Source organism: Bradyrhizobium sp. BLXBL-03 (assembly GCF_051853015.1).
In the GTDB taxonomy this organism is placed as follows: domain Bacteria; phylum Pseudomonadota; class Alphaproteobacteria; order Rhizobiales; family Xanthobacteraceae; genus Bradyrhizobium; species Bradyrhizobium manausense.
Genome location: NZ_CP182470.1, coordinates 6,674,863 through 6,694,134, shown reverse-complemented (window position 1 = coordinate 6,694,134; position 19,272 = coordinate 6,674,863). Strand labels below are relative to the sequence as shown.

The 19,272-nt window shown below is 62.8% G+C and carries 22 protein-coding genes and 1 pseudogene; 10 read left to right on the top strand and 13 right to left on the bottom strand.

Translation table 11 applies throughout. The annotated features are described in order from the left end of the window. Nucleotides 1-104 precede the first annotated feature (104 nt). Entirely contained in the window at nucleotides 105-365 is a 261-nt protein-coding gene (locus ACNJX9_RS32025) for a hypothetical protein (RefSeq protein WP_439405986.1), read from the bottom strand. A gap of 51 nt (nucleotides 366-416) precedes the next feature. On the opposite strand from ACNJX9_RS32025, the gene ACNJX9_RS32020 reads away from it, so the two are divergent. Continuing rightward, nucleotides 417-1,037: a TetR/AcrR family transcriptional regulator gene (locus ACNJX9_RS32020; protein ID WP_439405985.1), complete on the top strand. Its 621-nt coding sequence runs from the start codon at nucleotides 417-419 to the stop codon at nucleotides 1,035-1,037. 102 nt (nucleotides 1,038-1,139) lie between these two features. On the opposite strand, the gene pncB is transcribed toward ACNJX9_RS32020, so the two are convergent. Together pncB and ACNJX9_RS32010 are read right to left on the bottom strand one after the other, a co-directional pair. Then, nucleotides 1,140-2,444: a nicotinate phosphoribosyltransferase gene (gene pncB / locus ACNJX9_RS32015; protein ID WP_057747681.1), complete on the bottom strand. Its 1,305-nt coding sequence runs from the start codon at nucleotides 2,442-2,444 to the stop codon at nucleotides 1,140-1,142. Between the two features lie 94 nt (nucleotides 2,445-2,538). Beyond that, a complete protein-coding gene (locus tag ACNJX9_RS32010; protein WP_439405984.1) occupies nucleotides 2,539-3,465 on the bottom strand; it encodes a LysR family transcriptional regulator in 927 nt (308 codons plus the stop codon). 96 nt (nucleotides 3,466-3,561) lie between these two features. On the opposite strand from ACNJX9_RS32010, the gene pcaH reads away from it, so the two are divergent. Both pcaH and pcaG read left to right on the top strand, forming a co-directional pair. Continuing rightward, nucleotides 3,562-4,350, top strand: a complete 789-nt coding sequence (gene pcaH / locus ACNJX9_RS32005; protein WP_057747679.1) for a protocatechuate 3,4-dioxygenase subunit beta — start codon at nucleotides 3,562-3,564, stop codon at nucleotides 4,348-4,350. A gap of 4 nt (nucleotides 4,351-4,354) precedes the next feature. Further along, the gene (pcaG, locus tag ACNJX9_RS32000; RefSeq protein WP_057747677.1) at nucleotides 4,355-4,981 is read left to right on the top strand and encodes a protocatechuate 3,4-dioxygenase subunit alpha; all 627 of its coding nucleotides are present in this window, start codon (nucleotides 4,355-4,357) and stop codon (nucleotides 4,979-4,981) included. A 4-nt stretch (nucleotides 4,982-4,985) separates the two neighbouring features. On the opposite strand, the gene ACNJX9_RS31995 is transcribed toward pcaG, so the two are convergent. Next, nucleotides 4,986-5,891, bottom strand: coding sequence for a helix-turn-helix domain-containing protein (locus ACNJX9_RS31995; protein WP_057747675.1), 906 nt, complete (start codon nucleotides 5,889-5,891; stop codon nucleotides 4,986-4,988). Nucleotides 5,892-5,941: 50 nt separating this feature from the next. Between ACNJX9_RS31995 and pobA the strand changes: the two genes are divergently transcribed. Next, nucleotides 5,942-7,114, top strand: coding sequence for a 4-hydroxybenzoate 3-monooxygenase (gene pobA / locus ACNJX9_RS31990; RefSeq protein WP_439405982.1), 1,173 nt, complete (start codon nucleotides 5,942-5,944; stop codon nucleotides 7,112-7,114). 6 nt (nucleotides 7,115-7,120) lie between these two features. Here the strand turns inward: pobA and ACNJX9_RS31985 are convergent, their stop codons facing one another. Then, nucleotides 7,121-9,271 (bottom strand): CHASE2 domain-containing protein, encoded by a 2,151-nt coding sequence (locus ACNJX9_RS31985; RefSeq protein WP_439405980.1) that lies wholly within the window; start codon nucleotides 9,269-9,271, stop codon nucleotides 7,121-7,123. Nucleotides 9,272-9,290: 19 nt separating this feature from the next. After that, complete coding sequence (locus ACNJX9_RS31980; RefSeq protein ID WP_057747669.1) at nucleotides 9,291-9,959, bottom strand: hypothetical protein; 669 nt, start codon at nucleotides 9,957-9,959, stop codon at nucleotides 9,291-9,293. 640 nt (nucleotides 9,960-10,599) lie between these two features. Between ACNJX9_RS31980 and ACNJX9_RS31975 the strand changes: the two genes are divergently transcribed. Then, nucleotides 10,600-10,872: a hypothetical protein gene (locus tag ACNJX9_RS31975; protein WP_439405978.1), complete on the top strand. Its 273-nt coding sequence runs from the start codon at nucleotides 10,600-10,602 to the stop codon at nucleotides 10,870-10,872. Between the two features lie 149 nt (nucleotides 10,873-11,021). After that, nucleotides 11,022-11,474 (top strand): hypothetical protein, encoded by a 453-nt coding sequence (locus ACNJX9_RS31970; RefSeq protein WP_439405976.1) that lies wholly within the window; start codon nucleotides 11,022-11,024, stop codon nucleotides 11,472-11,474. A 37-nt stretch (nucleotides 11,475-11,511) separates the two neighbouring features. On the opposite strand, the gene galE is transcribed toward ACNJX9_RS31970, so the two are convergent. Then, entirely contained in the window at nucleotides 11,512-12,498 is a 987-nt protein-coding gene (gene galE / locus ACNJX9_RS31965) for a UDP-glucose 4-epimerase GalE (protein WP_271600978.1), read from the bottom strand. Nucleotides 12,499-12,871: 373 nt separating this feature from the next. On the opposite strand from galE, the gene ACNJX9_RS31960 reads away from it, so the two are divergent. After that, nucleotides 12,872-13,153, top strand: coding sequence for a hypothetical protein (locus ACNJX9_RS31960; RefSeq protein ID WP_439405974.1), 282 nt, complete (start codon nucleotides 12,872-12,874; stop codon nucleotides 13,151-13,153). 160 nt (nucleotides 13,154-13,313) lie between these two features. Next, entirely contained in the window at nucleotides 13,314-13,760 is a 447-nt protein-coding gene (locus tag ACNJX9_RS31955; protein WP_439405973.1) for a CHRD domain-containing protein, read from the top strand. Between the two features lie 53 nt (nucleotides 13,761-13,813). Here ACNJX9_RS31955 and ACNJX9_RS31950 read toward each other — a convergent pair whose 3' ends face one another. Together ACNJX9_RS31950 and ACNJX9_RS31945 are read right to left on the bottom strand one after the other, a co-directional pair. Further along, nucleotides 13,814-14,179 (bottom strand): VanZ family protein, encoded by a 366-nt coding sequence (locus tag ACNJX9_RS31950; RefSeq protein WP_057748044.1) that lies wholly within the window; start codon nucleotides 14,177-14,179, stop codon nucleotides 13,814-13,816. Nucleotides 14,180-14,341: 162 nt separating this feature from the next. Further along, the gene (locus ACNJX9_RS31945) at nucleotides 14,342-15,925 is read right to left on the bottom strand and encodes an EAL domain-containing protein (protein WP_439405971.1); all 1,584 of its coding nucleotides are present in this window, start codon (nucleotides 15,923-15,925) and stop codon (nucleotides 14,342-14,344) included. Nucleotides 15,926-16,861: 936 nt separating this feature from the next. Here ACNJX9_RS31945 and ACNJX9_RS31940 point away from each other — a divergent pair. Then, the gene (locus ACNJX9_RS31940; RefSeq protein ID WP_439405969.1) at nucleotides 16,862-17,026 is read left to right on the top strand and encodes a hypothetical protein; all 165 of its coding nucleotides are present in this window, start codon (nucleotides 16,862-16,864) and stop codon (nucleotides 17,024-17,026) included. Nucleotides 17,027-17,727: 701 nt separating this feature from the next. After that, complete coding sequence (locus tag ACNJX9_RS31935) at nucleotides 17,728-17,979, top strand: hypothetical protein (RefSeq protein ID WP_057747645.1); 252 nt, start codon at nucleotides 17,728-17,730, stop codon at nucleotides 17,977-17,979. A gap of 32 nt (nucleotides 17,980-18,011) precedes the next feature. On the opposite strand, the gene ACNJX9_RS31930 is transcribed toward ACNJX9_RS31935, so the two are convergent. From ACNJX9_RS31930 to ACNJX9_RS31915, 4 genes and pseudogenes are all read right to left on the bottom strand, one after another. Then, on the bottom strand, nucleotides 18,012-18,275 hold the full coding sequence (locus tag ACNJX9_RS31930) for a hypothetical protein (protein ID WP_439405967.1): 264 nt from the start codon (nucleotides 18,273-18,275) through the stop codon (nucleotides 18,012-18,014). A gap of 128 nt (nucleotides 18,276-18,403) precedes the next feature. Continuing rightward, a pseudogene (locus tag ACNJX9_RS31925) lies at nucleotides 18,404-18,649 on the bottom strand (SOS response-associated peptidase); the annotation flags it as partial. A 72-nt stretch (nucleotides 18,650-18,721) separates the two neighbouring features. After that, a complete protein-coding gene (locus tag ACNJX9_RS31920) occupies nucleotides 18,722-18,928 on the bottom strand; it encodes a hypothetical protein (RefSeq protein WP_439405965.1) in 207 nt (68 codons plus the stop codon). After that, nucleotides 18,929-19,129 carry a hypothetical protein gene (locus ACNJX9_RS31915; protein WP_057747642.1) on the bottom strand — a complete coding sequence of 67 codons (201 nt, stop codon included), beginning with the start codon at nucleotides 19,127-19,129 and terminating at the stop codon, nucleotides 18,929-18,931. It lies immediately after the preceding gene. Nucleotides 19,130-19,272: the final 143 nt, after the last annotated feature.

The window sequence follows — 19,272 nt, the reverse complement described above, 5'->3', positions numbered from 1 at the left end:
TGCCTGACTTTCGCCGGGCGGCCGGCAATATCGCGACATGGTGAGTCCTTCGTTGCGACCGGCGTTCGCATTCGAGTGGACCTGCATGCGCATCGGCTTGTCCTCTAGGTGAGGTGAGCGAGATGGCGAAACGGGTTGAGGCGGCCAAGCAGGCCGACACGGCGACCCTCGTGGCGGGCGCGGCTGGTCCGCCACATCCGAAAATTGGCGCGGCGCTCGGCGAGCACACCGGCAATGTCGCAGGCATTCGCAATCCGATCGATCGGGGCCATCGCGAGCCGCAGGACAGCGCGGCCAAAGCCGCTGACGAGAGCCGCGGCGTCATCGATGAAGGTCGAGGCGATATCAACAGCGAGGGTTTGCATTTTGCAGGTCTCCCGGTTAATTTGAACAATGTTCACGTGAGTAGCTTGAAAATGAACAATGTTCAAGAAGAATCGGTCCGAGATCAAAAAAAATTGCGCAGGCGGCTCCAGATCCTCGAGATCGCGCGCGGGATTATCGCCTCTAAGGGATTGAGATCGTTGAAGGTTCGGGACGTCGCGGACGCCGTCGGCTGCTCCGTCGGCAGCGTCTATAACGAGTTCGACGACTTCGACGGGGTGATCCTGACCGTTAACAGGGAGACGGTTCAGGCGCTCACAGCGCGGCTTGGCGCGGTCCCGGCTGAGGATCCGGTTCGCCAGCTCTATGGATTGGCCGAGACCTATCTCGATTTCTTCGCCGAGAACGCCAATCTGCTGCGCTCGCTGTTCGAGCATCGGATGGAGGATGACCGCCCGTATCCCGACGACATCCTCCAGATGGTGATGGACGCCTTCGCGCTGATGCATCCGCCCCTGGTGCGGGTGCTGCCTGACGCGGATGACGTGAAGATCGCGCTGTTGTCACGCACGCTGTTTTCCGCGGTCCACGGCATCATTTCGCTCGGCCTCGAAGAGCGCATGGTCGCGGTGCCGCCGCAGATGCTGCGCCAGCAGGTCACGCAGTTCCTCGACGCGCATCTTCTGGGTCTCCGGATATTGCCGGCGCGCTAAAGCGCGATGAGATTGGGTTGAATCGTCATCGCGCTTTAGCTCTTTGTTTGAGCATGATCGTTTCGGAAAACCGCTTCACACTTTTCCGGATCATGCTCTAGACTAGACCAGCACCGGCTGGCGCACGCGCCCGGCATCGCCGAACACGCGCAAATAGCGCTCGATCTCGGAGGGCATTCCGGTCGCCTTCTCCGGATTGTCGGAGAGCTTGACGGCCGGACGTCCGTCGACCGACGACACCTTGCAGACCAGCGAGATCGGATCGAGATTGAACGAGCCGTCCGGCGCACAGCCGACAAAGTCGTTGGTCAGGTTGGTGCCCCAGCCGAACGAGAGCCGCACGCGACCGGCGAAGTGATGATAGGTCTCCTCGATCGAGCCGACGTCCATCGCATCCGAGAACACCAGCAGCTTGTCCTTGGGGTTGCGGCCCTTCTTCTGCCACCAGGCGATGATCTCTTCACCGGCCTGGATCGGCGGCGCGCTGTCGGGGCGGAAGCCGGTCCAGTCGGCCACCCATTCCGGCGCATCGCGGAGGAATGCCTTGGTGCCGAACGCGTCCGGCAGGGCGATCAAGAGGTTGCCGCCATAGGTCTGGCGCCATTGATCGAGGATGCGATAGGGCGCCCAGCGCAATTCCTCGTCGTCCTTGGCGAGCGCGGCCGCGACCATCGGCAGCTCGTGCGCGTTGGTGCCGATCGCTTCGAGATCGTTGTCCATCGCCAGCAGCACGTTGGACGTCCCGATGAAGGACGGGCCCAGCCCTTCCTTCACCGCCTCCACGCACCAGCGCTGCCAGAGAAAACCGTGGCGGCGGCGGGTGCCGAAATCGGACAGCCGCAAATTCTCCAGCTTGCGCAGCCGCTCGACCTTGGTCCACAGCTTGGCCTTGGCGCGGGCATAGAGCACATCGAGCTCGAACCGGCCGCGGCCCTTGCATGCCGCGCGCGAGCGCAATTCGTTGAGGATGGCGAGCGCCGGAATCTCCCACATCGAGGTGTGGGTCCACGGGCCGTGGAAGTGCAGCTCGTACTGGCCCTCGACCTTGCGCAGCTCGTAGTCGGGAAGGCGGAATTCGGCGAGCCAGCGGATGAAGTCCGCCGAGAACATGTGGGTCTTGCCGTAGAAGGTGTTACCGGCAAGCCAGATCAGCTCCTTCTTGGTGAAGCGGATGGTGCGGGCATGGTCGAGCTGGGCGCGCAGCTCGGCCTCGTCGATGATTTCGGCCAGACGCACATGGCGCGAACGGTTGATGACTGAGAAAGTGACTTGCTGATCCGGGTAATCCTCCCGAATCATCTGCAACATCAACAGTTTATAAAAGTCGGTATCCAGCAGGCTGCGGATGATGGGATCCAGCCGCCAGCTGTGATTGTAGGTTCGGCTCGCAATGTCGGTCACTGTCATGGCCGAATTCTAGCGTGGCCGCTCGCGCGCAACCAGTGGGTTTGGCGAGGGGCAGGCCACGGCCGGCGTCAACAGCCGGCGGGCAACGACCGATTCAGGCGGCTGCCGTCGCCGCCACGTGTTCCAGTTGTGTCCTGATCCAGCGGTGGGCCGGGTCCTTCTGGTAGCGCTGGTGCCAGACCATGAACATCGGCAGCTCGGCCAGCGTGCGCGTGCGTGAGGCCAGCGGAATCTGCACGTGCGCGAAGCCGCGCATGACGCCGGGCGCCAGCAGGCTCGGCATGCTCGCGAGCATTTGCGAGCCACGCAGGAACGCGGGCACGCCGGAAAAGCTCGGCACCGAAATCGCGATGTCGCGGTGGAAGCCGTTGGCCGCGAGCCGGCGGTCGAAGTCGAGCCGCTCATTGTCGGTATAGACCACGGTGACGTGGCGCGCCGCGAGATAGGCGCCTCGTCCCGATGGGGCGGCGCGCGTCTTGGGATCGTAGTAGCAGACGTAATGATCGCTCAGCAGGCGCTTCTGCACGATGTCGACGCCGACGGGCGGCAGTGGCGTGATCATGAGGTCGCAGCGATTTTCGCGCAGCATCGCAGGCGAGGGCGATTGCGACGGGATCACGCGCAGGTTCAGGCCCTTCACCTGCGCGACAACATGGCCGAAGAAGTGCGGCAGCAGCAGGTCGCGCTGGAAATCATTGGCGGCGATCGTCAGCGACAGCTGCGCGCTTCCCGGCTCGAAGGTGACGCCGCCGGCGAAGCTGCGCATCTGGTCGATCAGCGCGCGGGCCTTGGCCGCCAGTGCCTGGGCATGGGCGGTCGCGACGATGCCGCGGCCGGATTTCGCGAACAGCGGATCGCCGACGATCCGTCGCAGCTTGTTGAGGTTGTGGCTGACGGCGGATTGCGTCAGGCCGAGTCGCGTCGCGGCCGCCGTGACCGAGCCTTCCTCCAGCACCGCGAGAAACAATTCGAGGGCGTGGCCGTCAAGCGCCAAATGATCGATTTTGTTCATGGGATTCATTATAATCGATCTATTTATCTTGAGAATAGGGAGCGGCATTATCGTTCAACAAGCCGCGCACCCGGACCCGGGGCGCCCAAGGGAGAGACAACGCCGATGAATGCCCAGGCGACAGCCTTGCAGGATCCCCGCCTCAACCGCCCCGAGCCGTTCACGCCGCCACTCGGCGATGGCGGCTTCTTCCAGCGCGACCGCTCGATTCATCCGCCGGCCTATGCGCCCGGCTACAAATCCTCGGTGCTGCGCTCACCGCGCCAGTCGCTGCTGTCGCTCGAGAATTCGGTCTCGGAGATCACGGGGCCGGTGTTCGGTCACAACGATCTCGGTCCGCTCGACAACGATCTGATCCGCAACTACGCCAAGGACGGCGACCCGGTCGGCGAGCGCATCATCGTCCACGGCCGCGTGCTCGACGAGACCGGCCGCGGCGTGCCGAACACGCTGGTGGAGTTCTGGCAGGCCAATGCCGGTGGCCGCTATCGGCACAAGAAGGACACGTATCTCGCACCGATCGATCCGAACTTCGGCGGCTGCGGCCGCGCGCTGACGGACGACACCGGCTACTATTATTTCCGCACCGTGAAGCCCGGCCCCTATCCGTGGCGCAACTTCGTCAACAGCTGGCGCCCCGCCCATATCCACTTCTCGGTGTTCGGCTCCGGCTTTGCGCAGCGTCTGATCACGCAGATGTACTTTGAGGGCGATCCGCTGATCCCGGTCTGCCCGATCCTGACGACGATCCCGGACAAGGACGCGCTCGACCGCCTGGTCGCGCCGCTCGACCTCAACGCCTCGACGCCGTTCGACTCGCTGGCCTACCGCTTCGACATCGTGCTGCGCGGCCAGCGCTCCACCTATTTCGAAAATCGTCCCGAAGGGAACTGAGCACATGCCGCAGCCGCTCAACTATCTCAAGGAAACCGCCTCGCAGACCGCCGGGCCCTACGTCCATATCGGCCTGATCCCTGCCATGGCCGGCTTCGACATCTTCGAGAAGAACTTTTCCAACGTGCTGGTAACGCCGAACACCAAAGGCGAGCGCATCACGCTGGAAGGCAAGGTGCTCGACGGCAGCGGCACGCCGCTGCGCGACGTGCTGCTTGAAATCTGGCAGGCCAATGCGGCCGGCCGCTACAACCATCCGGCCGATCGCTCGGCCGGCGCGCTAGACCAGGATTTCCGCGGCTGGGGCCGCGCCGGCTCGGATTTCGAGAGCGGGCTCGTGACGTTCGAGACCATCAAGCCGGGCGCCATCACCGACAAGGCAGGGCGCAAATGCGCGCCGCACATCAATGTCTGGATCGTCGCGCGCGGCATCAATATCGGCCTCAACACGCGGCTCTATTTCTCCGACGAGGAAGCCGCCAACGCCGCCGATCCCGTCCTGAACCTGATCGAGCAGCCGGTGCGCCGCGCGACACTGATCGCCAAGCGCGGCGAGCGCGCAGGAAAGGTCGTCTATTCCTTCACGATCAATTTGCAGGGCCCGGACGAGACGGTGTTCTTCGACGTGTGAGGCCTCAGCCCTCGTCGCCATGGAGCTGCGCGCGAAAGGCGCGCGGCGACAGGCCGGTGGCCGCGGCATAGACCCGGCTGAAATAGGCGGGGTCCTCGAAGCCGAGGGCGTAGGCGATCGTCGAGACCGGCAGGTTGGTATAGACGAGGTTGCGCCGCGCCTCGCGGATCAGGCGGTTCAGGATCAGGTGCGAGGCGGTGTCGCCGGTCGCCGCGCGCGTGACGCGGTTGAGATGGGTCGGCGTGATCGCCAGCGACTTCGCGTAGTCCGCCACGGTCCAGCGTTCCAGGTGATGCTGTTCGAGCAAGGCCTCGAAGCGGCGGAACAGATTTGTCTCGGCATTGCCGCCAGCGCCGCTCGCGCCGGCGAGCGCACGTGCGACGAGGCCGATCATGGCCGCCGACAATGCCCGCAGCACATGCGCGCGGCCGAAATCGCGCGCGGCATGCTCGGCAAAGATCTGCTTCATGATGGCGCGGATCTGCGGCGTGCCGCGCACCACTGATGATCGTGACAGCACGCCGCGCAGGCCTTCGGCAGCGAGCAGCGCCTCGTCGAGCATTTCCGCGGCGATGGTCAGCACCCAGCCCTCGGTTCCTGGCACGAAGCGGAAGCCATGGACATGGCCGACCGGCACGTTGACGATCTGCATCGGCTTCAAGGTCACGACGCGTCCGTCGAGCGTCGCTTCGCCGCCGCCGCGCTCGATCAGCAGCACCTGGTGCAGACGGGCATGCCGGTGCACGGCGAGCTTCCAGTCGTGCAGCACCGAGCGCGACGCAATCGTCTCGCAGTGGACGACGTCAGGCAGATCGCCGGCTTCGCCGAACAGATTGTAGACCCGGATCGCCGGGGCGGGGGCTGCGTTCCTCATGTTCGAATAGTACAAGACAATGGCGAAACCCTCCATCGGTCTTCCGCATTGAATCTGCAAAAAAGCGCCGTCGGGAGGACGCAAAAATGAAAGTTCAGGTCTGCATTATCGGCGGTGGGCCGTCCGGGCTGCTGTTGTCCCAGCTTCTGCACCTGAAGGGCATCGACACCATCGTGCTGGAGAAATACAGCCGCGACCACGTGCTGGCGCGCATCCGTGCCGGCGTGCTCGAGCACGGTTTCGCCAGGCTGATGCGCGAGGCGCAATGCGGCGAGCGGATGGACCGCGAAGGCGAGATCCACAACGGTTTCGAGATCGCCCATGACGGCGTGCTCTCCCATATCGATCTGCACAAGCATTCCGGCGGCAACTCGGTGCTGGTCTACGGCCAGACCGAGCTGACGCGCGACCTCTACGAGGCGCGCGACCGGCTCGGCGGCAAGGTCGTCCACAACGCCGAGGACGTGACGCCGCATGATCTGACCTCGGATCGGCCTTATGTGACGTATCGCTCGAACGGGGAGACTGTTCGCGTCGATTGCGACTACATCGTCGGCGCCGACGGCTTTCACGGCGTCAGCCGCAAGTCGATCCCGAAGGACGTGCTGCGCGAATATGAGAAGGTCTATCCGTTCGGCTGGCTGGGCGTGCTGTCGCGCACCAAGCCGGTGTCGCCGGAGCTGATCTATGTCAAGCATGAACGCGGCTTTGCGCTGTGCTCGCTGCGCTCACAGGTGCTGAGCCGCTATTACGTCCAGGTGCCGCTGACCGACAAGGTCGAGGACTGGAGCGACGATGCGTTCTGGGCCGAACTGAAGCGCCGCCTGCCTGATGACGTCGCCGCACGATTGATCACCGGTCCCTCGATCGAGAAGAGCATCGCACCGCTCCGCAGCTTCGTTGCGGAGCCAATGAGCTACGGGCGCCTGTTCCTCGCCGGCGACGCCGCCCACATCGTGCCGCCGACCGGCGCGCGCGGGCTGAACAGCGCCGCCTCCGACATCTACTATCTCTATCACGGCATGCTCGCGCACTATCAGGATGGCGACGATTCTGGGTTGAAGGGCTATTCCGCCAAGGCCCTGGCGCGGATCTGGAAGGCGCAGCGCTTCTCGTGGTGGATGACGATGATGCTGCATCGTTTCCCCGATCGCTCCGAGTATGAGGACCGGCTCCAGCAGACCGAGCTCGAGTACCTCTTCTCGTCCGAGACGGCGCAGCGGCTGCTTGCGGAGAATTATGTGGGGCTGCCGTTCTAGGGGCCGCTACTTCCCTTCCAGCGTGTTCACCGGCGTCCAGTCGGCCGGCGGTGGATTGGCCGCCAGGGCCCGCGCACGCTTGGCAAAATATCGGGACGGCGGATCATCGCCAGCGGCGCTTTCGAACAGTTCGGCGGCCCTCGCAAAGTCGCGCGCCCGCCAGCATGCAAGTGCCCTGGCGTAGGTGGCCGCGCGCAGGCCCTGCTCCTCCGTCTCCTGGTTCTTCTCGGTGAGGGGCTCATACACCCTGATCGGCTCGTCGCGTCCCTGCACCTTGACCATGTCCAGCTCGCGCCAGGTATAGGCGCTGCGGCTCTGGTTCACCGTCGCCTCGGAGGCCATGATCACAGTGCCATAATATTTGTTGGCGCCCTCGAGCCGTGAAGCCAGGTTCACAGTGTCGCTCATGACGGTGTAGTTGAAGCGCCGGCGGGAGCCGATGTTGCCGACGACGGCCTTGCCGCTGTTCAGCCCGATGCGGTGGGCAAGGCCACGGCCCTGAAAGGCGGGGTGGCTGTCGTTGAGCTCCTTGAGCCGGTCGCGGCATTGCAGCGCGGCGGCGACCGCGTGCCGCGCGTGATCGGGATCGTCGGCCGGTGCTCCGAACATGGCGACAACAGAATCGCCGATATATTTGTCGACATAACCGCCATGGCTTTCGATGATGTCGGTCATGGCCGACAGATAGTCGTTCATCAATGCGACCAGCTCGGCCGGTGTCATCTTCTCGGCGATCGAGGAGAAGCCGGCGAGGTCCGAGAAGAACATGGTGATGTCACGCATCTCGCCGCCGAGCGCAGGCATCTTGCCGGAGGCAACCATGCTGTCGATCACTTCGGGCGCGAGGTAGAACGCAAAGCTCTTGCGCAGAAAGCGCTCCTCGCGGTCGGCGATCACGAAGCGATAGCCGATCATCATGGCGATGGCGGTCAGGCCTGCCAGCACCGGCTCGGTCAGGGGAAGTGCAAGCGCATGAACGAATGCGCTGACAGCGACGGTGGTGTAGGCGGCAGTGAGCGCGAGCCAGCTGAGCATCGCACCGGTCGGGGCGAGCATGCAGGCCGCGAAGGCAATGACCATTGCGAACCCGATCGCCAGGACCGTGCGCTGCGGGACGCCGAGTTCGGCGACAGCGTCACGCTCGATCAGGTTCCGGACCGCCGTGGCATGCACGAAGACGCCGGCGATGTCATTGCGGGCCTTTTGCGCCGTCCCGGCAGGCGTGGGCAGGGCGCATCGTGCGGCCGGGCTGCCGTCATAGCCGCCGGAGAGGTGCATCGAGGTGAGCTTGCGGTCCTCGAAATTGAGGATGGTGCCGAGCAAGACGACCTTGCCGTCAAAGGCGCGACGGAAGAAGTCCGTGTCGCCTTTCTCGATGCAAGCGCGCAGATCTGCGAAGGAATAGGCCGGGACGTCGCGGCCCATGCCGCGGAAGTTGAGCGTCAGTGTGTTGGGCTCGGCGCTCGGAATAGCATAGCCGGACAACGACATGGTGCCGGACGGCCCGGTCTCCGGCGGTAGGGCGAGTGCGCGCGAAGCGAGCTCGACAGCCATGGCCGGGATCGGCTTGCCGCCGATGGAAAAGCTGAGCGGCATCCGCCGGATCACGTCGTCGTCATCGGTGTAGACGTTGAGGGCGCGGACATTGTTCTTCACCGCAAGTCGCTGCGCGGCGAAAGGACTGTCCGGATGGTCATTGCTGAGAATCTCGCCGAGCACCAGCTTGCCGCTGTCGGACAGCTTGCGCAACGCGATCAGATAGTCGCGGTCAAATCCTTTCATGCGCGCGCCGACCGGCGCGTCGCCGAAAGGAATGTCCGACTGCTCGATCGAATTCTTGAAGATGACGTCGAATCCGATGACCTTGGCGCCGCCCTCGGTAATGCTGCCGAGCACCCGGCCGACCTCGCGCGTCCAGGTCTGCGTCGGCGATCCCTTGAAAGGCGGCGTCTCGTAGGTCTCCCCGTCGATCGCGACGACGACGACCGGCGACGTCGCGGGATCGCGCCGGTCGCCGATCAGCGTCCAGCGCAAGGCCGTGAGAATATCGAGCGAGAGACCTTGCAGTCTCTGGAGCGGCGGGGACGTGAAAGCAGCGCCGGTCACGAGCGCAATCACGATCGCTGCAACGATGTCCCGCCTGCCGATCCGCCGCATCGCTAGAGTCGCGGACCGTCTATTCGAACCGCAGCAGACGCCCGATGATCGGCGTCGGCGACGCGGTGGCGCTGGCATCGACCTGGAAGGTGTAGCGCTTGTTGCCGAGTTTTGCGAGATAGCTGCCGCCCGGCGTCAGCGACTTTCCGGCCTTCGAGAGGTCGAAGAATTTCCCGGCGACCATGATGTCGCTCTTGAGCGGCAGGCTGATCGCGGGCTCCTTGCCGTCGGTGCGTTCGATCACCAGCGTGCTGCCGCTCTTGGCCTGGATCAGCGGCGCGGTTCCGTAGATCGTCGGCAGCTTCGCCGGCGCGCTGCCGGCATCGGATCGCATGGTGCGAAACGTGGTCGCCGCGCTCTGGTTCGCCTCGCGTTCGGAGAGCTGCGCGGCGTTGGCATCGCACGATACCTTGACGCGCTGGACGTTGCCGAGTTGCACGGTGCTCTGCTCGGTGCCGACAAGCACCACGCCTTCGGTGATGGTCTCGCGCAGGCAGGATTTCAGGTAGCTGAGCGTGACGCCGGCCTTGGGGCCGAGCTTGATGATCTTGCCCGGCGCCACGTAATCCATGAATTCGATACCGTCGACCTTGCCCTGCACGTCCTCGACGATCGCGGCCGGTGTCTCCGCGACGGCGGGGGCGGCGAGGCAAATCGCGCCGACGATGGCGCCGATCAGGGTTCTCATGACTGTCTCTTCCAGTTCGAACGGTGTGTGACTGAGCCGGGTCCCGACGCGAGCCTAACAGGGGATGACCGAGCCAAGTGTGATCAGAATCACTCCTGGTGTTGATGCAGCCTAGCAGGAACAGGTTCAAGCCTGCGATGACAGAAATGGGCGGTGCCGCAAATCCCGGCCGTGGGCCCGATGTCGGACCGCCGTTGCGGCGGCGCGGTCCGGGGGGCGTCCGGCCCGGGAGCCGGGCCCCGTCCCCACGCCTGTCGCGAGCGAACACGGCGCCCATGCGATCCGCGCGCTTCAGGCGGCTCGGCTCAGGGACGCGCAGCGCGAGTTCGGTGGCGACATCAGTCAGATCATCCGTACGCTGTCCGCGATCCTGAATGATGCCAGTAGTCTCGTCGGTCACGGCCGCTCGCTGTTCGGCGGCGAGCATGGCTCCTCGTCGTCGTTCCTCGCCCGCATCAAGCAGACGCTGGCGCAGGCCTCGATCCTGATTGCGACCTGCGAGAACGCAGGCCGTTCGGTCGATGAGGCGTTGGCGGTCGTCGAGGAGGCAGATTCACCAGGCGCTGCGCGAGGTCGAGGCCGGCAACGAACGGCTCGGCAAGCTGGCCTCGTCGACGAAGGCGCCGAGTTCGAGGGCCTGATGAATTCGGCGCAAGGCCTGATGAGCTCGCTCGGCGAGTCCTCCGCAACGTTGCCCGCGGTCGCTGCGCGCCTCGAGACGGCAAGCGCGGGCACGCATCGGCCGCAGCTCCAGGACGAGGCGCTGCTCGACGATCTCTTCGCGCGCTACACGATGGAGCGCGAGCGCGACGTCCACAGGAACTTCTTGCAAGCCTTTGGGCTGTCGTCGAGCGCCGCCGCGCGCCGCGTCGACGCAGTCGAGCCTGCGGATGACGGCATAGAATTGTTTTGAGCTTGCCGCCGTCGCGGCGCAGCCCTGCGCCGCAATTTTAGGAACCGGCTTTGCAGGGCGTTAACCGTGGCGGAACACGCGCCATATCGGTCATTGTCGCGCCCCAGGGATCATTGCAAGTACGTCTGAATTTCACGACGGATGTCTTCATGCTGAGAGACGGCAAATACGCTGCCTGGTTCAGAACTCCGCGTGGCCAGGGCACTGGCCTTGTCGATTTGACCGAGGGACGAATCTCCGGCAGCGACAGCTTCTTCACCTATGGTGGTTCCTATCAGGTCGATCAGCAACGCTTCACGGCTGTCCTGACCGTGAAGCGTCATGCCGAGGGCAATCCGAGCGTGTTTGGCCCAGACGAAGTCGAGGCCAATCTTTCTGGTGATTGCAGCGGCGCGGTTGCGACGTGCTGGGGCACGGCAAAGGAGGCGCCTGACGTCAGGTTCGAGTGCACCTTGATCTACAGCCAGGAAGACGTCGTGGCGGCCGACGCCAAATGCGCGGTCGTGAAGCTCAACTCCGACAAATTGCCCAAGGGGCTCGACAGCTGGTCCCGGCCGCGCCGTCCGCTTGCGCCCGGGCCATTCGGATCGCCGCGCGATTAGCGCTCAGGCGGCTGCAGCCTCTTGAGCGCAAGCTTCATCATTTGGGCGGATGCGCCTTCTGGTGCCAGGCCCAGGCGGTGCGGATCACGGTCGGCAGGTCGGAATGGCGCGGCACGAAGTCCAGCACTTTTCGCGCAGCAGAAGGATCCGCGACGAGATAGGTTGGATCGCCAGCGCGGCGCGGCTTGACGGTGTGAGGCACCTCGCGTCCGGTCTCTTGCTTGATGGCGTTCAGGATCTCGCGCACCGAGAAGCCTGAACCGGTGCCGAGATTGAAGCTGCCGCCGCCATGTCCTGTCTCCAGCAGCTTCAGCGCTGCGACGTGGGCTGCAGCGAGGTCGGTGACGTGGATGTAGTCCCGGATCGCAGTGCCGTCGGGCGTGTCGTAATCGTCGCCGAATACGGCAAACTCGACATGGCCCTGCAAGGCCATCATGGCGCGCGGAATGAGATGGGTCTCGTTGTCGCGCAACTCGCCGATGCCGCCGGCGGGATCGGCGCCGCTGGCATTGAAATAGCGCAGGCAGAACGCACCGAAACCGTAAGCCGCGCGATAGTCCGCCAGCATGCGCTCGATCATCCATTTAGAGGCGCCGTAAGGATTGATCGGTACGCAGGGGAAATCCTCGGACAGCGCCTTGGAATCGGCATTGCCATAGACCGCGCCGGTCGAGGAGAAGACGATGCGGTGGCAGCCCGCATTGCGCATCGCCTGCAGCAGCGACAGCGTACCCTGGACGTTGTTGACGTAGTATTTCTGCGGGTCGGTCATGGACTCGCCGACGAGGCTTGCCGCCGCAAAATGCATCACCGCCGTCACCTTGTGGTCGGCAAAGGCGCGCGCCAGCGTCGCGCCGTCGAGCAGATCGCCCGTCACCAGTTCCCCGGCGACGAAGCTGCGATGTCCCGTCGTGAGATTGTCATAGACCACGGGCCGATAGCCGGCGGCGGCGAGGGCGCGGCAAGCATGCGCGCCAATATAACCAGCGCCACCCGTGACGAGGATAGTCGGTCGGTCTGTCATGTCCTTTTACCCCAACGCAAATGCAACGACCCATCCAGCTGAGGCCGCCAGCAGCAAGTCCACGCAAAGCACAAGTGGCGCAATCGTCGACCGGTTTCGTTATATCGTGTTTGATCATCCTGGATAGCTGCAAGCCTTGGTCCGTCAAGGCCACGAAAGAACTGCTAGTCTCGCTTCGGCGCAGGCCCGGAGGCTGATATCCAGGATCGTTCGAGGTTCCGAGATCGCACCCTTTGGCTTCGCATGCAAACCGCTCCTAATTCAGCTTCAATTGACCATCGTGCGACGAAAATGTCGACGGATTGCGCTCGCAGCAACAATACTTTTAGAGCCGAAAAATTAGGCTGAGGTCCATAACAAGGGACGGACGGACATGGCTCAGATCTGGATGACATATGACGAACTCGCCACGCTTTGTGAATGCAGCAGCAGCGAGGCGAGATTGCGGGCCATCCACCTGTCGCTTGACCGTCGCAAAAGCCGCGACGGGGCAACCCGCGTGAAACTGGATCTGGCGTTGACGGCCAAGTTTTTTGCCTCTGTCCGCGAGTCGGATTTTGACCTCGACAGCGCCATCGAAGCGCTCCGGGCCACACACCGGCAGATGGCGGAACTGCTGGCGCCGAGCGAGGTCCATAGGCGCGGGGTGGCTTAATCGCCGGGCACTCCCGGGGATGGGACCAGCCGGCTTGGCCGTCCGCCGTGATTCCCGCGATGGTTGTCGTCTCGAATCAGGCATAAATCCGCATCCGGAATTTACGGCTGCGGTCGGTGTTTCAACCGAGTTGGGGCCGAAGAGCCTGCAGGAGGATGCCATGAGGAAACCCAATCATTGGGTCTGCGTGCGCGTTTTGGGAGTGGCGACCCTGGGAGGGCTGCTCATCACCACAGTTGCTCCCGCAAGAGCAGAGGTCGTGAAGCTGCAGGCCGATCTGAAAGGCAGCAACGAGGTGCCTCCGAACAATTCGGCCGGCTCGGGTAAGGCAGAGGCCACCTACGACACCGAGACCAAGACGCTGACCTATACGATCACCTTTACCGGCCTGTCGGGCCCCGCGATGGGCGCCCATTTCCACGGGCCCGGTGAAGCCGGCAAGAACGCCGGCATCGCACTGCCGTTCAAAACGGCGCAAAGCCCCATTCGGGGCACCGCGACACTCACTGACACCCAGGCGACGGATCTGCTGGCCGGAAAGTGGTACGCGAACATTCACACGGCTGCGAATCCCGGTGGTGAGTTGCGCGGTCAGATGGTGAAATAGAGGGCCGATATCCTGGCGCGTTGACGCTTCGCCCGTGCCAGGTTTTCCCCACGTCAGGACGGCGGACGGGGAAGGAAAGCCAGGATCGTCTGGGCAAGGATGACCCCTACGGTGCCTCCCGCTGCCTTTTGCAGAACGTCCAGCAGACCGGGATCGCGATCAGGTGTCAGAGCCTGCAGCACTTCCAGCCCCATTGCGACGGCCACGACGAGCGAGCACGCCAAAACGAAGCGGCCCGGCAGCAAGAAGGAGAGAAGAAATCCCAGCAGGCCATAAGCACTGAAGCGCTCGATGACGACCACCCAATATGCCTCGTGGTGACCCATGAGCGCGGGCCGCCCCGCCAGCCGCGCCAAAGTGGCGTAGGCGATGAGGGCAAGGCAGATTGCCGAGGCTGCGATGAGGTGATTTCGGCGCATGGCGGCATCATAGCCGGCCAATCGGCGTACCGCTCTCAAAAGCGGAAAGTATCGTTAAAGCTCGGAGATCGCTGATGCAGCGTTCATGACTGCTGGTTCGCACCGGGACGCATCCATGCAGGGTGGTCCGGCGCCTGTCCGAATTCGAACCAGCCGCCTCGGTCAAGCCACCAGCGCAGCGTCGTTTGCCTGCGCTGCCGCGGCATGACGCGGCGCCATCAATTCGCTGAACTTCGCAAAGGGCAGCGGCGCGGCGACAAGATATCCCTGCCCGGTCTCGACACCGGAGGCGACCAGGGCGCGGAGCTGTTCTTCCGTCTCGATTCCTTCCGCAACGACCGTCATTCGGAAGTCCTTGGCGAGTGCGACCAGCATCTCGACGATCGTCGTGGTCGATGCATCCACGGTGATCGTGTCGACGAAGAATTTGTCGATCTTGATCGTGTTGGCGCCCAGACCCTTCAGTCGCGACAGTCCGCTGTGGCCGACCCCGACGTCATCGATGGCCACGTGGAAGCCATATTCGCGCAGCTCGGCCACGACGGCGGCCGCGCGCGCGAGATCGTCGAGCTCGTCGCGTTCGGTCACCTCGATCACGATTTGCCGGGTGGCAACTTTTGCCGTCAAGACGGTACGCCGAAGCGTTTCGACGAAGCCGGCGCTCAGGAGATGCTTGGGGACGACGTTGAAGGATAGCTTGAAATCCTTGTCTGCTTTCAACAGCGGCCGGAGGTCGGACAATGCTGATTTCAGGATCTGCCAGGTCATGGCCTGGATGCGGCCGCTGGACTCGGCAAGCGGAATGAAATTCATCGGCGGGACGACCGAGCCGTCTTCGCGTACCCAGCGCGCCAGGATCTCGCAGCCCTTGATCTCTCTCGTCCTGAGATCGAAGACGGGCTGATAGTACGGCTTGAATTCTCCTGCGGTCAGGCCGCGATCGAGATCGCCGACCGGTCCCTCCGTGCGGCGGCTTCGCGCCAGCAGGATCCCGAACAGCGCGCCAAGCCCGGCGGCGACGGCTAGTGCCGGCCAATAGGCTTCGCTATTCCAGGCCGAGAGGACGGCGCCGTCGACCTCGATGGTCGTGTGAAGGGGATAGCGGTCCGAAGACCTGTCGAAGCGCTTCGAATTTCGCCGTGGCTGGTCGGCATCGAGCTGGAACTCACCAAGCTTCTCTCCATTGCTCAAGGAGAGGGTCACCTCGCTGTGCCCGCGCAGCTCGGACGGCATGATGTCAAACAGGCTGGCATTGATGCCGACAATGGCGACCAGTGCAGCGCTGCTGTTGATATCCCTGAGAACGCCAAGCGCGTCGCCACCGAACTGCTGAACGCGGAACAGTGAGAGTTTCCCGTCGCGCGAGGCGAGCATGTCCCGGCGGTCGACCCATCCCTCGTCGAATTCCAGCGTTTCGGAATAGGCCGAGCAGATCACCGAGCCGTCCGGATTGACAAGGCGGACGTCCTTGATTGCCGAGCGCTGGTAGACATGGAGGCGGATGGCCTGGAGCGTCGCAGGCTCGCAGTTCACAGCGTCACGCTTGCCGAGTTCGGTCAGACTTGCGGCCGCGAACTCGACCGCAAATTCGGAGCGACGTAGGACGACCTCGGTCAACTCGTCGAGCTGACGGGCCTGCTGGTGGCGGATGAAGCTCTTCGCCGCAAGGTGTCCAGCCAAGCCGAACACGACTGTGCTCGCAAGCACGAGCGCTGCAAACGCGATGGTCGGTCGCTGTTGTCTCATCCTGCCCGGGCGGAAGTTGAGGAGGCTTCCGGCAGATCCTAGCCCGGACGCGCTAAGATAGGGTTTAATGAAGCCACCGGAGCGGACGGATGGGAACGGGTTTTGGTCAGGCTGTGCGGGGCGTTACTCATACTTGTGGGGCCCGGGAGATGCCGCGGCCTGGCACAGGGAACCAAGGATCGGGCCCCTGGCACCCAGACCTGCTCTTCAATCCGAAGCGGCATCAGCACGAACACCCGCTGCGACAGCATGGGGGCGCCTTCAAGGGCACGGAATGCCCATTTATGGAGCCAGTCCCCAACCAGCCGCGGCCTAGGCCCTTGAGATCGCTGGAAAATCCATGACTTAGAGGCCGTGATCCCCTCGGCGTCAAAGCTTTATCGCCGCATGTGGCGATGCTGGGAAACGAGCTCGGGGCGATAAGGGGCGATCGAACTGTTCAGGTTCTTTCCGCCGTGCGGGGATCGCGTCGCTCTCATTCTCAGCGCGACGTAGGCGATGTTGATGGCCAACCAGACCAGCATGACGCAAATGGCAAGATGCAGCACGGTCTGACCTCGCTAAAAGCCTAGGGCAAACGCCGAGTCCCTGCCTATGTTCCCCGCTGAATGCGCCGGATGCCGCGCACCTGTGTAACCCCTGTCTGACACGTCAAAGGAAATATGCCTGGAGCACCCACGACGCGCAGCGTCGCCGCCACGCCTGCCGGCGAGCGCTTGCTCCGCTCCAAGTGCAAATTTGCGCTTTTGCGCGCCCTGACGGTGAGATGCAGTTCTTGAACGAAACGAGTCGGTAACTGTTCTCTAGTGGAAAGCCGACTTGCTTGAAAGCGCCGCCGAGCGCGGGAGGCAATGTCATGCCTCCTACTTTTGAAATTTTCGTCGTTGTGTTCACTTTTGAACGGCAACGAAACGTCTACGAGCGCGTCTGGAGTGAATGGACCAAGATGATCTGCGCATGCTGCGGGAACGCATAAGGCAATATCGGAAGGTCGCGGACCAAAGCTCCGATCCGATGACGCAGATATTGTTGGCGGACATGATCGCCATGTCTGAGGAAATCGAGGAGTTGGAGCGGATGAAGCCGCTGCAACGGCACTAGCCTTAACCAAGCAGGAGCGGTGTTCTCTAAACGACGTGATTAGTTCGAAGAGCAAATTTAGTAAGCACCTCAAAAAGCCTAAAGCAACGTGGGTTGAGCCTGTTTTTACTGCAGAAATTGAATATCGCTGCTTCACGGTTGCGCGCAAGTGCCCTAAGGGATTTTCTAAGACCTAACCTTTATTGTTTCGGCTGACGAAGTATTGGCGTACTCTAAGGTCATCACCGCAAGGCCCGTGGCAAACATCGGTGACGAGGACGCCCATCACAGCGCTCCCGCCTTCCCAAAAAGGAGCGCGCATGCAGAAGCGGCGCCGTTTTAAACCATCTCCGTCTCTCGAAGCGTGTCTCGGCGAGGAGGCGGCTCAGTTGCGCCAAGCAGCCCGTGAGCTTCCGGAAGGACCAAAGCGCGACCACGTGTTGAGGAGGGCACGACAGTGTGAGACTGGCTCTCACATGACCGACTGGATGGACTCGCGCGGTCTTCAGCCACCGGATTAGGAGGAAATATGAAACTCAAGAGAAGGCGTTTCAAGCAAACGGACACGCTTGAAACTGGACTTCAACAATTCGCCAATGACATGCGTCGCAAGGCAGAGAAAGCAAGGCGCTGTGCAGAGAGCAGCCAACGCCGACCAAGCGATCGAACTGGAGCATCAGCTCAGTCTTACTCACTAAGGGGTCGTCTTCCTGGAGACTGCAATGAAACTTTTGGTTGAATATTTGGAGCGGGCCGTTCAGCTTGAACGGTTGGCTGCGAGTGAACGCGATGCCAAGTTCAAGGAGCAATTGTGTGCACAGGCGCAGGCCTACCGGAAGCTCGCGGCCAAGCGAGCGAAGGACTATGGCCTGCCGGACCCAAGCCCGTCTGAAGCAGCGCGAGCGGCTTCAGAAATCAAGCCCGGGACTCTTGATGCGCCGATCCCGATCCATAGGCACCTGCGCATAGATTGATTGAGTCGAGGCCCGACGCGCCGTCTAAGCTGTCAGTTTACAGGACATTCAGGGCAGGTGTCACCGATCGTCTCCAAGACTTCAGCAATCGCGAGCACGGCAGCAGCTGTAGAAATCCCGACAGGTGGTTCTTGACGAGCAACGTCGAATGCACGCTCCCGGGCGTGTGGGTCGGCCCGGTCCTGCATCCAACCGTGCTCTTCGCACTCGCGGATAGCGCCGGCTTCCTGCAGCACGGAAAGGGCCCATCCACGAAGTGTTTTTCTTGCGGACCGTCGTTCCTTGGTCACTAGCATTGCGTTGGCTCCTGCCGGGACGAATCCTTCGCCCACCTGCTTGTTCCGGGCGGTTAGCACGGAGCAGGGATTCGCAATCGGCAGGGCTGCGGCTTGTCCACCTGTTCGGCACCGTCTGTGCAGAAGTGCTACGCTGCCGGCACGGAGTCTTCCTTCTCGCCGGTCGCCACGATCTTCAAGGCGCCGTCGGGCAGCGGTCGCTGCAGCGCTTTGGCTTCGTCCCACGGTGACCGCATCCACACTTCGTACTCCGCGGTGGTGGTCACGATCACCGGCATGGCCTTCGGATGGCCGCGCTTCACCTCGGCGTTGGGTTCGCACGTCAGGAACCCGAAGACGTCGATGTTGACCTCGCCTTCCTTCGCCTTGCGAACGCGTCGAAGCATAACACGTGGCAAGACGTAGCCAGATTAGTAGGGGGGGATGAAGGCAAGAGCGTCTTGCTTTCAATTAAATACAGCCTCTGCCAGAAGAGCGAAGTAGGAGACGATCATGAAGAAGGCGATCGTCTGAAGCTCCTTCGCGCGCAACTCGGCTTCGCGATAGGCGATTGGCTTAGAACGGCGATTGACTGGTGCTGTCCGAAGTAAGACGAGGCACCATTCTGCAAGTGAATGCAGAAGCCTCACCGTCCCTGCCTCGAGAGCGCTCATTCACTCAGGATGTTCGTCTGGCTGCTGGCTGACGAGCGGGTAGGAAGCAGAACCTAGGCCGCGCTCCAACTCGTCGGCTTGCGCGTGATACTGCGCGGCGATCGATTTTAGGGTTTGAGACGCCCTGTGGTCGCTGATGGTTTGGGAAAGCCGCTCGGCCTGAAAAGCCTGTTCTCGCAACCGGTCGGATTGTTCGCTCATGAAATGATCACCTACCCAATGGCAAAAAAACGTCTCAGGGGGCAGCTTGTTCCTGTGCGAAATACCGCGTTTTCTCGCATTCGTCGCACATCGGGCCTGCGAACGCGACCTAACATTTATCAAGTTCGATGGCGCCTGCTACG

What these genes read in the sequence shown, in the direction of transcription:
- ACNJX9_RS32025 (WP_439405986.1), bottom strand. Translation starts at nt 365, where the DNA reads ATGCAAACCCTCGCTGTTGATATCGCCTCGACCTTCATCGATGACGCC.
- ACNJX9_RS32020 (WP_439405985.1), top strand. Translation starts at nt 417, where the DNA reads ATGAACAATGTTCAAGAAGAATCGGTCCGAGATCAAAAAAAATTGCGC.
- pncB (WP_057747681.1), bottom strand. Translation starts at nt 2,444, where the DNA reads ATGACAGTGACCGACATTGCGAGCCGAACCTACAATCACAGCTGGCGG.
- ACNJX9_RS32010 (WP_439405984.1), bottom strand. Translation starts at nt 3,465, where the DNA reads ATGAATCCCATGAACAAAATCGATCATTTGGCGCTTGACGGCCACGCC.
- pcaH (WP_057747679.1), top strand. Translation starts at nt 3,562, where the DNA reads ATGAATGCCCAGGCGACAGCCTTGCAGGATCCCCGCCTCAACCGCCCC.
- pcaG (WP_057747677.1), top strand. Translation starts at nt 4,355, where the DNA reads ATGCCGCAGCCGCTCAACTATCTCAAGGAAACCGCCTCGCAGACCGCC.
- ACNJX9_RS31995 (WP_057747675.1), bottom strand. Translation starts at nt 5,891, where the DNA reads ATGGAGGGTTTCGCCATTGTCTTGTACTATTCGAACATGAGGAACGCA.
- pobA (WP_439405982.1), top strand. Translation starts at nt 5,942, where the DNA reads ATGAAAGTTCAGGTCTGCATTATCGGCGGTGGGCCGTCCGGGCTGCTG.
- ACNJX9_RS31985 (WP_439405980.1), bottom strand. Translation starts at nt 9,271, where the DNA reads ATGCGGCGGATCGGCAGGCGGGACATCGTTGCAGCGATCGTGATTGCG.
- ACNJX9_RS31980 (WP_057747669.1), bottom strand. Translation starts at nt 9,959, where the DNA reads ATGAGAACCCTGATCGGCGCCATCGTCGGCGCGATTTGCCTCGCCGCC.
- ACNJX9_RS31975 (WP_439405978.1), top strand. Translation starts at nt 10,600, where the DNA reads ATGAATTCGGCGCAAGGCCTGATGAGCTCGCTCGGCGAGTCCTCCGCA.
- ACNJX9_RS31970 (WP_439405976.1), top strand. Translation starts at nt 11,022, where the DNA reads ATGCTGAGAGACGGCAAATACGCTGCCTGGTTCAGAACTCCGCGTGGC.
- galE (WP_271600978.1), bottom strand. Translation starts at nt 12,498, where the DNA reads ATGACAGACCGACCGACTATCCTCGTCACGGGTGGCGCTGGTTATATT.
- ACNJX9_RS31960 (WP_439405974.1), top strand. Translation starts at nt 12,872, where the DNA reads ATGGCTCAGATCTGGATGACATATGACGAACTCGCCACGCTTTGTGAA.
- ACNJX9_RS31955 (WP_439405973.1), top strand. Translation starts at nt 13,314, where the DNA reads ATGAGGAAACCCAATCATTGGGTCTGCGTGCGCGTTTTGGGAGTGGCG.
- ACNJX9_RS31950 (WP_057748044.1), bottom strand. Translation starts at nt 14,179, where the DNA reads ATGCGCCGAAATCACCTCATCGCAGCCTCGGCAATCTGCCTTGCCCTC.
- ACNJX9_RS31945 (WP_439405971.1), bottom strand. Translation starts at nt 15,925, where the DNA reads ATGAGACAACAGCGACCGACCATCGCGTTTGCAGCGCTCGTGCTTGCG.
- ACNJX9_RS31940 (WP_439405969.1), top strand. Translation starts at nt 16,862, where the DNA reads ATGGACCAAGATGATCTGCGCATGCTGCGGGAACGCATAAGGCAATAT.
- ACNJX9_RS31935 (WP_057747645.1), top strand. Translation starts at nt 17,728, where the DNA reads ATGAAACTTTTGGTTGAATATTTGGAGCGGGCCGTTCAGCTTGAACGG.
- ACNJX9_RS31930 (WP_439405967.1), bottom strand. Translation starts at nt 18,275, where the DNA reads ATGCTAGTGACCAAGGAACGACGGTCCGCAAGAAAAACACTTCGTGGA.
- ACNJX9_RS31920 (WP_439405965.1), bottom strand. Translation starts at nt 18,928, where the DNA reads ATGAGCGCTCTCGAGGCAGGGACGGTGAGGCTTCTGCATTCACTTGCA.
- ACNJX9_RS31915 (WP_057747642.1), bottom strand. Translation starts at nt 19,129, where the DNA reads ATGAGCGAACAATCCGACCGGTTGCGAGAACAGGCTTTTCAGGCCGAG.